Raw genomic sequence first — 15,353 nt, 5'->3', positions numbered from 1 at the left:
ATTCTTCATTGCTAGCCGGTGTTAAGCAGGCTTCTATCGCTACCCAGGCCGAAGGCCTGGGGCCGGCCGATACCGTAGCCCTGGGCAAAATCGACGCCGATTTCAGTCAGCGTGCCGATAATCCGCTCATTGACGGCGAATTCGGCAATCGTCTGCTTGCCCATCAGATGGCCGATCTTGTTGATGGCTTCCACCATGGCGTAATCGGTCGGACTGTTCAGCATGTCTTTCACGAAACCACCGTCGATCTTGATGAAATCTACCGGCAGGTTTTTCAGATAGGCAAATGACGACATGCCGGCGCCGAAATCATCCAGCGCGAAGCGATAACCGACGCTTCTGAGTTCCTGGATAAAGTGCGCTGCCTTGGCGAAATTGGCGATGGCGCTGGTTTCGGTGATTTCAAAACAGATGATTTCCGGCGCGATGCCGAATTTGACATGCTGCTCTTGCACGAAATGCAGGAAGTTGTTGTCGCCTATGCTGGTGCCGGAGAGATTGATGGCGCAAGTCTGTATATCGAGCCCCTGTCCTTGCCTTTTCATCTTCGCCAGCGTGGCGAACACGGTGGAGACAACCCAGCGGTCGATGGCTGGCATCAGGTTGTAACGCTCTGCCGCAGGAATGAAGACCATCGGCAGCACCAGGTTGTCGTCCTTGTCCAGCATTCGCAGCAAAATCTCGAAATGTACGCCACGGCTGGGCTTTTGCCCCAGCGCCACGATTTCTTGCGAGAACAGGCAGAACCGTTCATGCGTGAGGGCTTCGTTGATGCGGGTAATCCACTCCATCTCGCCATGCCGGATCGACAGTTCACTATCGTCCAGGCGATATTCGTGCACCCGGTTGCGGCCCTTCTCTTTGGCCAGGTAACAGGCGGCGTCGACCGCGCTCATGATCTGGCCCAGCGTATGCATTTCACCGGCCAGGTTGATCAGGCCGATGCTGACACCGATGGAAAACGGCTTGTTAGCCCAGATGAACTGAAAATCGGCCACCGCCTGCCGCAATCCCTCGGCGATCCGCAGCGAATGTTCGACCGGGCAATTTTCCAGCAACACGCCGAATTCGTCGCCGCCCAAGCGGGCGATGGTATCGGTATCGCGCAGGCGCTGCTTCAGCAACACGCTGACCTGCCGGATCAATTCGTCGCCAGCGGCATGGCCGCAAGTATCGTTGACCACCTTGAACTGGTCCAGGTCCAGATACAGCACCGCATGTTGGCGTTGCTGATCGCGCGAGGTGATCATCGCCACCGTCAGGCGCCGCTCGAACTCACGGCGGTTGATCAGGCCGGTCAGCTCGTCGTGACTGGCCTGGTAGGACAGCTGCGCGGCATATTCCCGATCCTTGCTGACGTCGTGCAACACCAGCACGGTGCCGATGGTCTCGCCGCTGAGATTGCGGATCGGCTCGGCCGACAAGTTGACCGCTACCTCACTGCCATCGTCGCAGACCAGCAGCAGGTTGGAAGCGTTATCGATCGGCATGCTGTTATCGAGAATCTGGTGAATCAGGTCTGGCACCCGGTTGCCGGAAGCTTCGCCCACCACATTCAGGATTTTCTCCAGCGGCAAGCCGCGCGCCGAGGCCAGGGTCCACCGGGTGAGTATTTCAGCGGTAGGGTTGAGATATTCGACCAGACCGTCGGTGCTCAGCGTAATCACCGCCTCACCGATCGATTCCAGCGTGACCTGGGCCCGTTCTTTCGCGGCATACAACTGCTCTTCGGCGCGTTTACGGGCTGTAATGTCGGTAAACGAGCCGGCCATGCGCACCGGCTTGCCGGCCGAATTGCTGGTGGACTGCGCGCAGGAGCGCACCCAGCGCAGTTCGCCCGAGCGGGTGACCACGCGGAATTCGATGTCGCACGGTGAGTTATCGTGCAGATGCGAAGTCAGCTTGGCGCGCACCGCGTCCAGGTCCGAGGGGTAGATGCAGTTGAGGAATTGCAGCGGCGTCGGCTCGTCGTCTTCCAGGGTATAGCCCAGCAATTCCTTCAGGCGCGGCGAATAATAAATATTATCGGCCTGGATATCCCAGTCCCACAAGCCGTCGTTACTGCCCAGCATAGCCAGTTGCAGCCGTTCCTCGCTGATCTTCAGCGCCTCTTCGAACTGATCGCTCTTGATCAGGATAAAGCGTGAAATCCAGCTGCCGAAAATCATCAGCGCGATGGCGATCGCCAGCGTCGCGAACAATAACAGGCGCTGGACGCTGCGCGACGATTCGCCCAGGCTGGCGGAAAAGCGCAACTCCAATGGCGTAAGCTGGGCGTCGATCTCGCGGATGCGGGCGACGCTGGCGATCATCGCCAGCGGGTCTGGATTACCGGCGCTGATCGCCGCATGCAGGCGGCTTGCCTCGGAATTCAGTTGCGCGATCAGGCCATCGCCGATCTTCCAGTTGACCAGAGGCTCTCTCAGCAGGCTGAAATTCTTGAAATTGCGATACAGGCTGATGATGCCGTCGATATCGTCAGGGTGATTTCCGCCTGCCAGGAAGCCCTGGCGCACCACCTCTATATCCGGATTGGACTTGTCCAGTTCGTCGCGGGCGCGCTGATCGCCCATCGGCACCGCCAGCGCCTTCCGTACCTTCTGGTAGTCGGCGTCGGCTTGCGTGACGGCATACTGGTTCAGATGAAATACCGCTTCCTTCTGCGCCTTCGACCAGAGGCTCTCGCCGCCGACAAAAGCCCGTACCGAAGACAGGATACTCATGCTGAACGCCAGTAGTCCCACCATCAAGGCGACGATCGCCAGGAAAGGCAAAACCACCTTGATCCAGCGCATGCTGCCATCCAATGTCCAAAATTTCTTCAATCGCTGCATCACAAGACCTCGCTGTAACAGTTATACCGTCAGAAAGCTTTAGCGGAATTGGAGATAGTGCAAAAAAAGAAACTACTTGAAACCTTGGTACGAATACCCCATCATACGACCAATAGTTTCCGATTAGCAAGTTCAACATACGCTATCGCGAAATGCTTCGGATATCCGGCGGATTCCTTATATAACGACTGTAAAAACGACTGTAAAAACGGCTATGAAACGAGCGTAAAACGCTGCTGGTAAAAACCTTATGGCTAGCGCAAAATTGTCTGAACGTTACCTACATGCTCCGTGCTAACATCGACGGTTTGCCATCTTTCACCTGATTTTCTCCATGACCCAGTCTTTGCTCGTCGATAGTGTGGCCGCCAACAGCTTTTCTACTCACCCCGACATCTTGCACGGGGCTGTGCAAGCCGAACTGATACGCGATGAAGTGCTGGCCGACCTGCTGGAAGCTACTGCCGCGCGCCTGCCGCAGCAGACCGCCTTGATATTCGGCGAACGCAAGCTGACTTATCAGGAACTTGACCAGCGCGCCAGCCTCGTGGCTTCCGCCCTGATCAGCGCCGGGGTTGTCCCCGGCCAGATCGTCGGGCTCTGGCTGCCGCGCGGCATCGACCTGTTGATCATGCAAGCCGGCATCGCCAAGGCTGGCGCCGCCTGGCTGCCGCTGGATGCCGATACCCCGGTTGAACGCATCGCCGTTTGCCTGGAAGACGCCAATTCGCCGGGGATCGTCAGTTGCGAACAGTTCGCGCCGCGCCTGGAAAATCTCAATTGCACCGTATGGACCGCCGAGCGCCTGCTGGTGCCTTCCGTCGCACCGCTGTTGCGCCGTCAAGGCGTACAGCGTAGCGATCCGGCGTATGTGATCTATACCTCGGGATCAACCGGCAAGCCGAAAGGCATCGCCATCACCCAGGGCGCCATCTGCCATTTCCTGCGCAGCGAGAATTCGGTGCTGGGCGTCAGCGACCGCGATCGCGTCTACCAGGGATTTTCAGTGGCCTTCGACATGTCGTTCGAAGAGATCTGGATCAGCTATCTGGTCGGAGCAACACTCTGGATAGCGCCGAAAGAGGTGGCCTCCGACCCTGAAGCTCTGCCGTTGGCGCTGGCCGCCAACGGCGTCACCGTATTGCATGCGGTGCCTACCTTGCTGGCCTTGTTCAACCAGGACGTGCCGAGCCTTCGCATCATCAACCTGGGTGGTGAAATGTGTCCGGAATCGCTGGTCAGCCGTTGGGCCAAGCCCGAAGCAGGCCGGCATATCTTCAACACCTACGGCCCGACCGAAGCGACGGTATCAGCCAGCCTGGCCGAGCTGCGCACTGGCGAGCCGGTGACGATTGGCCGGCCGTTGCCAAATTACGGCCTGCTGGTCATCAATCCGGCCGTCGAAAACGGCTTGATCCTGCTACCGCACGGCGAAGTCGGCGAACTGTGCATTACCGGTCCCGGCGTCGCCGAAGGCTACCTGGGCCGCCCCGACCTGACCGCAGAAAAATTCCTGGCCAACCCGTGGTCCGGCGGGGTCCATGACCGTCGCTTATACCGCACCGGCGACCTGGCGCGGATCGAGGCCGATGGCCGGGTCCAGTGCCTGGGCCGGACTGACGACCAGGTAAAGATCCGCGGCTTCCGGGTCGAACTGGGCGAGATCGAGGAAGTACTGGCGCGCCAGCCCGGCGTCGGCACCGTGGCGGTGGTGTTGCGCCAGGAAGACGGCATCGACCAGCTGATTGCCTTCATCGTGCCGGAAAACGGCGCAGAGGTAGCGCCGGCAGCCTTGCGCACTGCGCTTGGCGAACGTCTGCCGCCGTATATGGTCCCCGGTTTCTTTGAGCCGATGACGGAAATGCCGCGCCTGACGTCCGGCAAGATCGACCGCAAGGCGCTTAAAGCGCGGCCATTGGCGACGCCGGCGGCGGCAGGCACCGATTCGGATATCGCGGAAACGCCGGCTGAGGCCGCTCTGTTTACCGCGCTGGGCAAACTGTTCCCCGGTCAGCCGATCCGGCGCAGCGCCGATTTTTTCAACGATCTTGGCGGTCACTCGCTGTTCGCCGCCAAACTCGCCTCCGCCCTGCGCGCCGATCCCGCCTTCGCCCACGTGACGGTGCGCGACATCTACCTGAACCGCACTATCGGCCGTATTGCCGAGGTGCTGGCGGAGCCGCCGGTCGCCGGCATCGGCGTCGACACCAGCTGGAGCGCGCCGCCGGACTGGAAGCGCTGGCTGTGCGGCGCGGCGCAGGCTGCGGCCGTGCCGTGGCTGGTGGCGATGCGCATGATGCAATGGCTGGCGCCATTCTTTACCTACCACTTCTTCACCGGTGATCCCGGCGATTCCATCGCACTCGCGATCGTTGTCTCGGTCGGCGTCTTCCTGCTGGCGACCTTGTTCGAGTTCGGCATCGCCATCGCCGCCAAATGGCTGATCGCCGGACGCCTGAAACCCGGCCGTTATCCGCTTTGGGGCCTGACCTATTACCGCTGGTGGCTGACCGACCGGCTGATTGAGGCGGCCCCGGCCTATCTGCTGAGCGGCTCCTCGATCTATAGCTGGTGGCTAAGGGCGCTGGGCGCCAAGATCGGCGCGGAAGTCATCATCGGTTCCATGACCCTGCGCGCGCACGACTTGCTGGTGATCGAAGACAACGTCAGCATCGGCAATGCGGTCAACTTTGAAAACGCCCGGGTCGAACATGGCGAACTGCTGCTCGGCACGATCACCCTGGAACGCGAAAGCTGCATTGGCTCCTACGTGGTTTTGGAGGGCAATACACGGGTCGGCGCCTTCGGCCATCTGGAAGGGCAGACCGCCCTGAGCGAAGGCCAGGCGGTACCGGCCAAACGGATCTGGACCGGTTCGCCGGCGCGCGACATCGGCGCTTTCGATCCAACTGCCAGACCACCGCGGCCGCCGGTCACACGACGCCGTCAAATGGGGGAATCTGCGTTCTTCCTGTTTGGCGCCTTGCTGATCACCACCTTGTTCTTCATGCCGGTATTCCCCAGCTTCATCCTGATCGACTGGCTGGACGATACCGACAAGTTCCCTTGGCTGCAAAGCAATGCCATTGCGTTCCAGCTGGCCAAATATTTTGTGCTGGCTTTCCCGGCGACCGCAATCCTGATCGTCTGCACCGCCCTGCTCTCGGCCGGCATCCGCTGGAGCCTGCTGCCGCGCATGCGGGCCGGCAGCTGGCCGGTGCGCAGCAACGTGTATTGCAGCAAATGGCTGGTCAACCAGATCCAGGAATCCAGCCTGAGCGTGTTGCATGGCGTTTATGCGACGGTCTATGCACCGCTCTGGTATCGGCTGCTGGGCGCAAAAATCGGCCGTCACGCCGAAATCTCGACCGCGCTCGGCGTGGTGCCGGACATGCTGACCCTGGGCGACGATACGTTCATCGCCGATGCCGTCTTGCTGGGCGACGAACAGATCGACGGTGGCTGGATCACCATGAAGCCGACCGTGATCTCGCGCCGCAGTTTTGTCGGCAACGGCGCTTACGTGCCGGATGGCACCATTTTGCCGGAAAACGTCTTGATCGGCGTCCATTCGCGGGTGCCGGATAACGACAAGATGCGGCCGGGCGATACCTGGCTCGGCTCGCCGCCGATCAACCTGCCGGCGCGCGAGGAAACCAGCGGCTTTCCGGAGCACCTGACGTTCCGGCCATCGCGCCGGCGCCGCCTGGGGCGCTCGCTGGTGGAAGGTTTCCGCATCGTCTCGCCGCATGCGATCGTGATCGCGGTCGGGTATACCGTGGTGCTGAACCTGATGCCGCTGGCCGGCGCCGGCCAATGGGGCGAAGTCATTTCTCTGCTGACTACCGCAGGGCTATTCTATGGCATCGGCACCTTTATCTTTATCGCGGCGCTCAAATGGCTGCTGCTCGGACGCTATAAAAAGCGCAGCATCCCGATGTGGACCCCATTCGTCTGGCTGTCGGAAGGCGTGACCAACCTGTATGAAGGGATTGCTATCCCCAACTTCATGAACTACCTGCGCGGCACGCCGTGGCTACCGCTGGCGTTCAACCTGCTGGGCTGCCGCATCGGCCGCGGGGTGTACATGAACACCACCGACATTACCGAGTTCGATTGCGTCAGCATCGGCGACTACAGCGAGCTGAATGCCCAGGCTTGCCCGCAGACCCATCTGTTCGAAGACCGGGTGATGAAAATCGACCACGTCAACATCGGTAGCCGGGTCTATATGGGTCCGCGCAGCTTCGTGCTGTATGGCGCCACCGTGGGTGATAATGCCAAGCTGGGGGCGCTGACTCTGGTGATGAAGGGCGAATCGATTCCGGCCGGCTCCAACTGGCGTGGCTGCCCGGCAGCGCCGGCCCGCGCCTGACAGCCTGAAGGATAACGTTCATGCAAATACGCCAGGCCGGCGCCGGGGATTACCCCAAGATAATCAAGCTGCAACTGGAAAACACGCCGGGGCAGTTAAGCGAGACCGAAAAACTGCAAGGTTTTGTGGTCTCCAGCATGGATGAACAACAGCTGGCCGCAATCAATCAGGCGCTGGGAATTCTGGTGGCGATGGACGGCGATCGGCTGGCTGGCTTCGTTTGCATGGCGCCGACTACGATGCAGCCGCGTCATCCGGTGGTAGACGCCATGCTCGCCACCTTGGCCGATCAGCAGTTTGGCGGCAAGAGTTTGCTACGGCAGCGGGTGTTTGTGTATGGTCCGGTGTGTATCGGCAAGCAGTGGCGCGGCCAGGGGATTTTGCAAAAACTGTTTGCCGCCGTGAAGATCTATACCCGTGCGGATTACGATATCGGCGCGGCGTTTATCGATGACCGCAACCCGCATTCGCTGGCGGCGCATGTGCAAGGCTTGAAGATGGCGGCGCTGACGCCGTTCAGCTGCCTGCGGCTGAATTATCAGTTGGTGGTTTTTTCTACCGCGGCGTAACAGGCGTTCCTGGTTCGTATGCCGGGTCAAGGCGGCGTTTGCTCGCGCTCCCGCAGCAGGCGTTCCAGCAAGCGGTCGCGCGCATGGCGCCTGCGTTCCAGCGTATCGGCCTCTTCACCCAGTGCGCGAAACAGGCTGACGCACATCAGCAACATGATGATCATGAATGGCAAGGCAATCACGATCGAGGTTGTCTGCAAACCCTTCAAGCCCCCCGCCGTCAGCAACACCGCTGCAATCAGCGCGGTCAGCACACCCCACACCAGCTTGATCCTGGCCGACGGCGCCGGGTTGCCCTTGCTGCTCATCATCCCGAGCACGAACGTCGCCGAGTCAGCCGAGGTGATGAAGAACACCGACACCAGCACAATCGCGATCAGCGACGTCAGCGTGGTCCATGGCAAATGGTCCAGCAAGGCGAACAACGCTAGCGAACTGTCCTGCTTGACGATATCCACCAGCGGCAGATGCTCGAACATGATGCCATGCAGCGCCGCACCGCCAAACGTGGCGAACCAGATGAAACTGATCAGCGAAGGCACCAGCAGTACACCGGTGACGAACTCGCGGATGGTACGGCCGCGCGAGATGCGCGCAATGAAGGTGCCGACAAACGGCGCCCAGGTTACCCACCAGGCCCAGTAGAACAAGGTCCAGTCGGCAATCCAGGTGCCCTTCGAAAACGGCGTCATGCGCATGCTCATGCTGATCAGGTTATCCAGGTAGTCGCCCAGCGTGGTGGTCAGCGAATCCATGATGAACAGGGTCGGCCCCAATAGCAGGACGAACAGCATCAGCAGCAACGCCAGCACCATGTTCAGGTTGCTGAGGATCTTGACACCGCGGTCGAGGCCGCTCAGGGACGACGCCAGGTACAGTACGGCAGCCACCGCAATCACCGACAATTGCAAGCTCAGGCCGTTAGTCAGACCGAATACCTTGTGCAGGCCGCTGCTGATCTGCAAGGTGCCGAAACCCAGCGAAGTGGCGACGCCGATGGCGGTCGCGATCACTGCCAGGATATCGATGGTCTGCCCAAGCGGGCCTTGCGCATATTTCCCGATCAGCGGCTCGAAGGTCGTGCTCATCAACATCGGGCGGTTGCGGTTGAACTGGAAAAACGCCAGCGCCAGAGCAACTACGCAGTAGGCTGCCCACGGATGCAGCCCCCAATGAAAGAACGCATAGCGCAAGCCGATGCGCGCCGCTTCCGGCCCACCGGCCGGACCGCTAGGGGGCGTCGCAAAATGAGAGACCGGTTCCGCCACGCCCCAGAACACCAGCCCGATGCCCATGCCGGCGGCAAACAGCATGGCAAACCAGCTATGCCGGCTGAAATCCGGTTCGGCATCTTCGCCACCCAGCCTGATGGCGCCAAAACGGCCAAAGGCAAGATATAGCGCAAACACCAGGAAGCCGAACATCGAGAGCAGGTAGAACCAGCCAAAATTGGCAATCGTGCTGCCCAGTGCGGATTGCATGACTGCGGCAAGGCCCAGCGGCGACAGAGCGCCCCACAGCACGAACAGAGAAAGCAGCGCCAGCGCAGCGATGAAAACCATAGACAACCCCGAGCTTGTGATAGTTTTTGCATGATACGGCAAACCACGGCAAACTCCGACAAACCGCCCCGCAGCAGAACCCGCCTAGCCAGCCCGGAAAACAAAAAAACCGCATAAACATGACTGTTTATGCGGTTTCTCTACACTTCTCACACCAGTTACCTGGTGCCCACGGAGGGACTCGAACCCCCACACCTTGCGGCACATGGACCTGAACCATGCGCGTCTACCAATTCCGCCACGTGGGCCGTAATGCGAAGCCCAGTAAGGCTTGCTGCAATCGCGAAGACAGAATAATAAGGCAACTCGATAGCTTTGGTCAATCAAAGTTTGCAACTTTATTTGAGTCCAGCAATAAAACAATTGGGGTCAGAGTCGAATTGATTTATTTGATTATGAGAAGCCCCGCTACCCAGTCCGTTACTGGCGCTATCAGCGTTGCAGCATCCACTCGTGCGCCGGATCATTCTTGAAATGCCATTCGCGCTTCGGTCCTGCCATGACATTCAAGTAGTAGTTGTCATAGCCATGCGGCGCCACCACCGGGTGATACCCTCGCGGCACCATGACGACGTCGTGGTTTTCCACCGCCATCGCTTCGTCCAGCGAACGGTCGTCGGTATATACCCGCTGAAAAGCAAAACCCTGCGGCGGATTGAGGCGATGATAATAGGTCTCTTCGAGGAAACTCTCCTGCGGCAGGTTATCGGTATCGTGCTTGTGCGGCGGGTAGCTGGATGAATGGCCGCCGGGCGTCACCACTTCCACCACCAGCAAATGATCGGCCGGCTCGGTTTGCGGCAGGATATCGCAAACATAGCGCGTGTTGCTGCCCTGCCCGCGCACCGAGCGCCTGGTCATCCCAGGCTCGATCAGCCTTGCGCTCAGATCGCCATTTCCCGGTGCGCTGCAAACCGCAATTTCGGCCTCCTTATGCGCACTGATAACGACAGCATGATGATGCGGCACATAGATCGAATAGGGCGAGAGCTCATCGAACACGCTGTCGCGCTCGCCGATTTCTTTCCAGACATGGTCGCCGGCCTGCACGCTGACTACGCCGCGCAATACCACGATACAGACCTCGCGCTCAGCGCTGTCAAACCTGATCCGCTCTTCTGCAGCCAGCCGGTACGCGGCGAAGCCGACAAAATTCCAGTTCGCCGATTGCGGCGTGACGCTGACGATTTCGCGCCCTTGCAGCTGTCCTTTGACTAGCAGTCTCATGCCGCCTCCTGTTGCCGCTCAGTGCCGGCCGCGATCTCGCGCACCAGTGCAGCCAGATGACGATAACCCATGTCGGCATACTGATAGCTCGGCGCCACCGCCGGATCCTGCTCGGCTTCCACCACCAGCCAGCCTCGATAATCATGCTGATACAGCAAACGCAGCAAACCGTCGAAATCGATTGCGCCATCGCCAGGCACGGTAAAAGCGCCGTTGATCACCGCTTGCAAAAAGCTCCAATTGCCGTTGCGCGCCATCTTGACCACCGCCGGCCGCACATCCTTGCAATGCACGTGCGATACGCGCTTGATGTGTTTTTCCAGGACCGCCAGCGGATCGCCGCCGGCAAAGGTGACATGACCGCTATCAAACAGCAAGCCGACCTCGTTGCCGGTCAGCGCCATCAAGCGGTCGATATCGGCAGGCGTCTCGACATAAGCGCCCATGTGATGATGGTAAGACAGACGCACCCCATGCGATAAGGTAAAGCGGGCGAACGCGGTCAGCTTGTCAGCATACTGCCGCCACTCCTGATCATCGAGAAAACGCGGCCGCTTGTACAGCGGATCCGGCCGCCCCTGGATGGCGTTGGCTACCTCGCCATACACCATCACCTTGGACCCATTTTCCGCCAGCAGCCGCAGATGCGCGCCGACGCCGGCAATTTCATCCTCTACCGTTCCGGTCGCCAGGCGGCCGGAATACCAGCCAGAGACACAGTCCAGATTATATTTTCCCAGCACCGCAGCTAACGCCGCCGGCTCTTTCGGAAATTTATTGCCCAGCTCGAAGCCTTGATAACCGATCTGCGCGCCTTCGGACAAGGCCGTTTCGAGCAAGGTCTCGCCGCCCAGGGACGGCAAGTCATCATTCATCCAGGAAATCGGGTTGATGCCGATTTTTACATTAAATGGTTTTGTCATCATATTCTCTCGCTGATTCAAAAGCTGACCTTTACACTTTTTGCTGATGCCGGGCTTGCTCATACTCCGCCCTCGCCGCCTTTACCTGCTCACGCTGCGACACCTCCGGCACCGCGACCTCCCACCAGCAACCGCCTTCTTCGGTGGTGCGGGTCGGATCAGTATCGATGCATACCAGATAGGTGCGGTCCGCCGCGCGCGCCCTTTGCATGGCGGCCTCCAGCTGCGCGATTGTCTTGACATTCTCCGCCAGCGCCCCCAATGATCTTGCGTGTGCGGCAAAATCTATGGCCGGTGCGCCCAGCGGGCCTTGCAGGCAATCTTCCAGCATATTGTTGAACGGCGCGCCGCCGCAAGCTTGCTGCAGACGGTTGATGCAACCATAGCCGCGATTATCCAGCACCACGATAATCAGCTTACGGTCCAGCATGACCGAGGTGGCGATTTCCGAATTCATCATCAGGTAACTGCCGTCGCCCACCATCACGATCACATCGCGCTCCGGCTGCGCCAGCTTGACGCCGAGGCCGCCGGCAATCTCGTAACCCATGCAGGAATAGCCGTATTCGACGTGATAACCACCCGGCGTCGAGGTGCGCCACAATTTATGCAGCTCGGCCGGCAAGGTGCCCGCCGCGCAGACCACAATGTCATGCACGGTCGAGTCGATGCTGGAGCGCTGTACCGCCCCGATTACCTCGCCATCATAAGGTAACGCAGGTGCGCTGACTTCGCGCTGGCTGGTGATCCAGTCGACCGTGGTGCGCCAACTGTTGGCCTGTTCCAGCGCCAAAGTATGCCAGGCGGTGGTGGCGCGCCAGTCCTGCAAACCCTGCGACAGCGCGGCCAAACCCAGCCTGGCGTCGGACAGCATCGGCGTCGCCTGCCACTTCATGGCGTCGACCGCGTTGACATTGATGCTCAGCAGCTTGGCCTGGCCGAATAGCGAGTGCGAGCCGGTCGTGAAGTCTTGCAGCCGGGTTCCTATCGCGATCACCACATCGGCCTTGGCCGCCAGCGCATTGGCGGCCGGCGAGCCGGTGACGCCAAGCGCGCCCAGCTGCAACGGGTGACGCCAGGCCAAGGCGCTCTTGCCGGCCTGTGTTTCCGCCACAGGCACCGCGTGCTTTTCAGCGAAACAACGCAAGGCTTCAGTCGCTTCGCCATACAGCACGCCGCCACCGGCGACGATCAAAGGCTGTTTTGCATTCTTCAACAATTCCAGAGCTGCCTGCAGCTCGTCTGCCGCCGGCCCCTGGGCGCGAAACTTGACGATCTGCGGCGCAAAAAACTCCAGCGGATAATCGTAAGCCATGGTTTGCACATCTTGCGGCAACGCCAAGGTCACCGGCCCGCACTGGGCGGCGTCGGTCAACACCTGGATCGCCCGTGGCAACGCTGTCAGCAGCTGCTCCGGGTAATAGATGCGATCGAAATAACGGGACAGCGGCTTGAATGCATCATTGGCCGACACGCCGCCATCCTGAAAATTTTCGACCTGTTGCAGTACCGGGTCAGGCCGCCGCGAAACAAAGATATCGCCCGGCAGCAGCAACACCGGCAGGCGGTTCACATGCGCCAGCGCAGCTGCTGTCAGCAGATTGGTGGCGCCCGGCCCGATCGAGCTGGTCACCGCCATCATGCGTCGCCGCATATGGGTCTTGGCATAGGCGATGGCGGCATGCGCCATGGCTTGTTCGTTATGCGCCCGATAGGTCGGCAACTGGTCCCGGTATTGATACAAGGCTTCGCCCAATCCAGCCACATTGCCATGGCCGAAAATGGAAAAGACACCGCCGAACAGCGGCGCTTCGCCAACCTCGGTATGCACCCGCAAGGCTGCCAGATAACGTACCAGCGCTTGCGCCATGGTCAGGCGTATGGTTTTACCGGATGCACTCATGCTGCGCGCTCCTGCCGATTTTCAGCGCGGCTCGCGCGCCAGACGCCGATCAACTGTTCAAACGTGGCTCTTGCCTGCTGAATCAGGGTGGCATCGTCGATCTGGCCTTGCAGCCAGAGTTTCGACGGCTCGTGAAAAATCGTACGGCCGACCATGAAACCGCGACAAGTCTTGCTATGACGTGAAGCACGGAAGCCCGCCGCGAGTTCTTCCACCGGCGCAGCCAGGCCCAACAGCACCACGCCGCGGCAATACGGATCGCGCTCGGCAATCAGACGGTCGACTGCATCCCATTGTTGTTCCGACATAGATTCCAGCTTCCACCACTCCGGATAAATACCCAGGTTGTACAAGCGCTTGATCCCACGCCAAACCGTGTCGTCAGCCTTCGGCAAATCCTTGGGCGGGATGATTTCCAGTAGCAATTCATGGCCGCTGACCTGCACCGCGTTGTACAGGGCGCGGATTTGCGCTTCCTGCTCCAGGCGCTTCTCGACCGCATCGTCCGGATGAAATTGCACCAGGCACTTGACCACGTGCTCCTTGGGCCAGCTCAGCAGATGCGAGCCGATTGAACGACCGTAGTCGAATTCAAGCGGATTGGAAAGCGGCAGTTCTACCGCATGGCCGACCCACCAGCCGCGCCCGGTGGCGGCGTTGAGCGCATCCTGGCCATAGCGGTCATCGGACAATATGCCGATTTTCCCTTGCAAGCCCAGCGCCTGCTCGGTGGCGGCCACCGCTTGTACCAGCAGCTGTTTAAGCTGCGGCAAACGCGCCTCGCTGACGCCGGATTCGCGCGCCAGTTCAAAGAACTGGTTGCGATGATCGAATGCAAATACATTCACTTCATCCCAGGTCTTGCGCGGTACAGTCACCCGGTGCAGACGCTGCAGATGGGCATCGTGGTCCGGGCGCTGCATGCGTTCCGCATGTTCCAGGAAATAGGCCAGCTCGACCGGGGTCGGCATTGCCGGCGCGCACGCGTGGCGCGACACCACCAGCGCGCCGCAAGCGTTGGCGTAACGGCAGCAGCTTTCGTCATCTTCGTTATTCAGCCAGCCTTTTAGAAAACCGGAAAGGAAGGCATCGCCGGCGCCAAGCACGTTCAACACCTCTACTTGCACGCCCTTGTAATTGAAACCTTCATCCAGAGAGGCTGGAATCGCGCCATGGATCACCGCGCAGCCCAGCGGCCCACGCTTGACTACCAGCGTCGCCGCAGTAACGGCGCGCACCGCTAGCAACGAGGTGATGATGTCCTTGCCGCCGCCGGCGATCATGAACTCTTCCTCGGTGCCGACCACCAGATCGAATTTTGGCAAGATCGCTTGCAGGTGAGCAGTGACGCTGTCATTGGCAATGAAGCGGGTTTCGCCGTCGCCCTTCTGTGTCAGGCCCCACAATACCGGCCGGTAATCGATATCCAGTACGGTACGGACGTTGTTGCGGCGGGCGTAATCCAGCGCCAGGTTGCAGCTGCGGTGTACCTGCTCGGTAGAAAAATGGGTGCCGGTAATCAGCAGTGCCTTGCTGGAGGCGATGAACGCTTCGCTGATGTCCTCTTCAGACAGCGCCATGTCGGCACAATTGTCGCGATAGAAAATCAGGGGGAAGGTATCTTTATCCTTCAAGCCCAGCATCACCAGCGCGGTCAGGCGTTCCGGGTCGATCTTGATCTGGCTGACGTCGCAGCCTTCCGCCGCCAGCGCCGCCGTCAGGAACTGGCCGTTGTGCTCGTTGCCGACCCGCGCCAGCATGGCCGATTTCAATCCCAGCCGAGCGCAACCGAACGCAATATTGGCCGAAGAGCCGCCAAGATATTTGGCAAAACTGGTGACATCCGCCAGCGGTGCGCCGATTTGCTGCGCGTAAAGATCGACCGCCAGGCGGCCGATGCAAATGACGTCGAGCTTGCGGCCCGCGGCAAAGGTATTGTTAGTTTTGTGCATGAGTATTT

8 protein-coding genes and 1 tRNA gene are annotated in these 15,353 nt (G+C 60.0%); 2 read left to right on the top strand and 7 right to left on the bottom strand.

Annotated elements, in window-relative coordinates:
* Positions 1-11: 11 nt before the first annotated feature.
* Entirely contained in the window at positions 12-2,795 is a 2,784-nt protein-coding gene (locus ABI171_RS12500; protein WP_348092875.1) for an EAL domain-containing protein, read from the bottom strand.
* Positions 2,796-3,168: 373 nt separating this feature from the next.
* Between ABI171_RS12500 and ABI171_RS12495 the strand changes: the two genes are divergently transcribed.
* Entirely contained in the window at positions 3,169-7,209 is a 4,041-nt protein-coding gene (locus ABI171_RS12495; RefSeq protein ID WP_348092874.1) for a Pls/PosA family non-ribosomal peptide synthetase, read from the top strand.
* 20 nt (positions 7,210-7,229) lie between these two features.
* A complete protein-coding gene (locus tag ABI171_RS12490) occupies positions 7,230-7,778 on the top strand; it encodes a hypothetical protein (RefSeq protein ID WP_348092873.1) in 549 nt (182 codons plus the stop codon).
* Positions 7,779-7,804: 26 nt separating this feature from the next.
* On the opposite strand, the gene ABI171_RS12485 is transcribed toward ABI171_RS12490, so the two are convergent.
* From ABI171_RS12485 to iolC, 6 genes are all read right to left on the bottom strand, one after another.
* The gene (locus ABI171_RS12485) at positions 7,805-9,340 is read right to left on the bottom strand and encodes a BCCT family transporter (RefSeq protein WP_348092872.1); all 1,536 of its coding nucleotides are present in this window, start codon (positions 9,338-9,340) and stop codon (positions 7,805-7,807) included.
* A gap of 163 nt (positions 9,341-9,503) precedes the next feature.
* Positions 9,504-9,588 (bottom strand) — tRNA-Leu (locus ABI171_RS12480).
* Positions 9,589-9,772: 184 nt separating this feature from the next.
* Complete coding sequence (gene iolB / locus ABI171_RS12475) at positions 9,773-10,567, bottom strand: 5-deoxy-glucuronate isomerase (protein WP_348092871.1); 795 nt, start codon at positions 10,565-10,567, stop codon at positions 9,773-9,775.
* Positions 10,564-11,490: a myo-inosose-2 dehydratase gene (iolE, locus tag ABI171_RS12470; RefSeq protein WP_348092973.1), complete on the bottom strand. Its 927-nt coding sequence runs from the start codon at positions 11,488-11,490 to the stop codon at positions 10,564-10,566. The genes iolB and iolE overlap by 4 nt, the downstream gene beginning before the upstream one ends.
* A gap of 31 nt (positions 11,491-11,521) precedes the next feature.
* Positions 11,522-13,393 carry a 3D-(3,5/4)-trihydroxycyclohexane-1,2-dione acylhydrolase (decyclizing) gene (gene iolD / locus ABI171_RS12465; protein ID WP_348092870.1) on the bottom strand — a complete coding sequence of 624 codons (1,872 nt, stop codon included), beginning with the start codon at positions 13,391-13,393 and terminating at the stop codon, positions 11,522-11,524.
* A complete protein-coding gene (gene iolC, locus ABI171_RS12460; protein WP_348092869.1) occupies positions 13,390-15,345 on the bottom strand; it encodes a 5-dehydro-2-deoxygluconokinase in 1,956 nt (651 codons plus the stop codon). Before iolC ends, iolD begins: the two co-directional genes overlap by 4 nt.
* Between the last annotated feature and the right edge of the window lie 8 nt (positions 15,346-15,353).

Origin of the sequence: Collimonas sp. (genome assembly GCF_039923675.1) — a bacterium.
Classification (GTDB): domain Bacteria; phylum Pseudomonadota; class Gammaproteobacteria; order Burkholderiales; family Burkholderiaceae_D; genus Collimonas.
The sequence above is the reverse complement of the archived record's forward strand: the minus strand, read 5'-3'. Positions and strand labels throughout refer to the sequence as shown.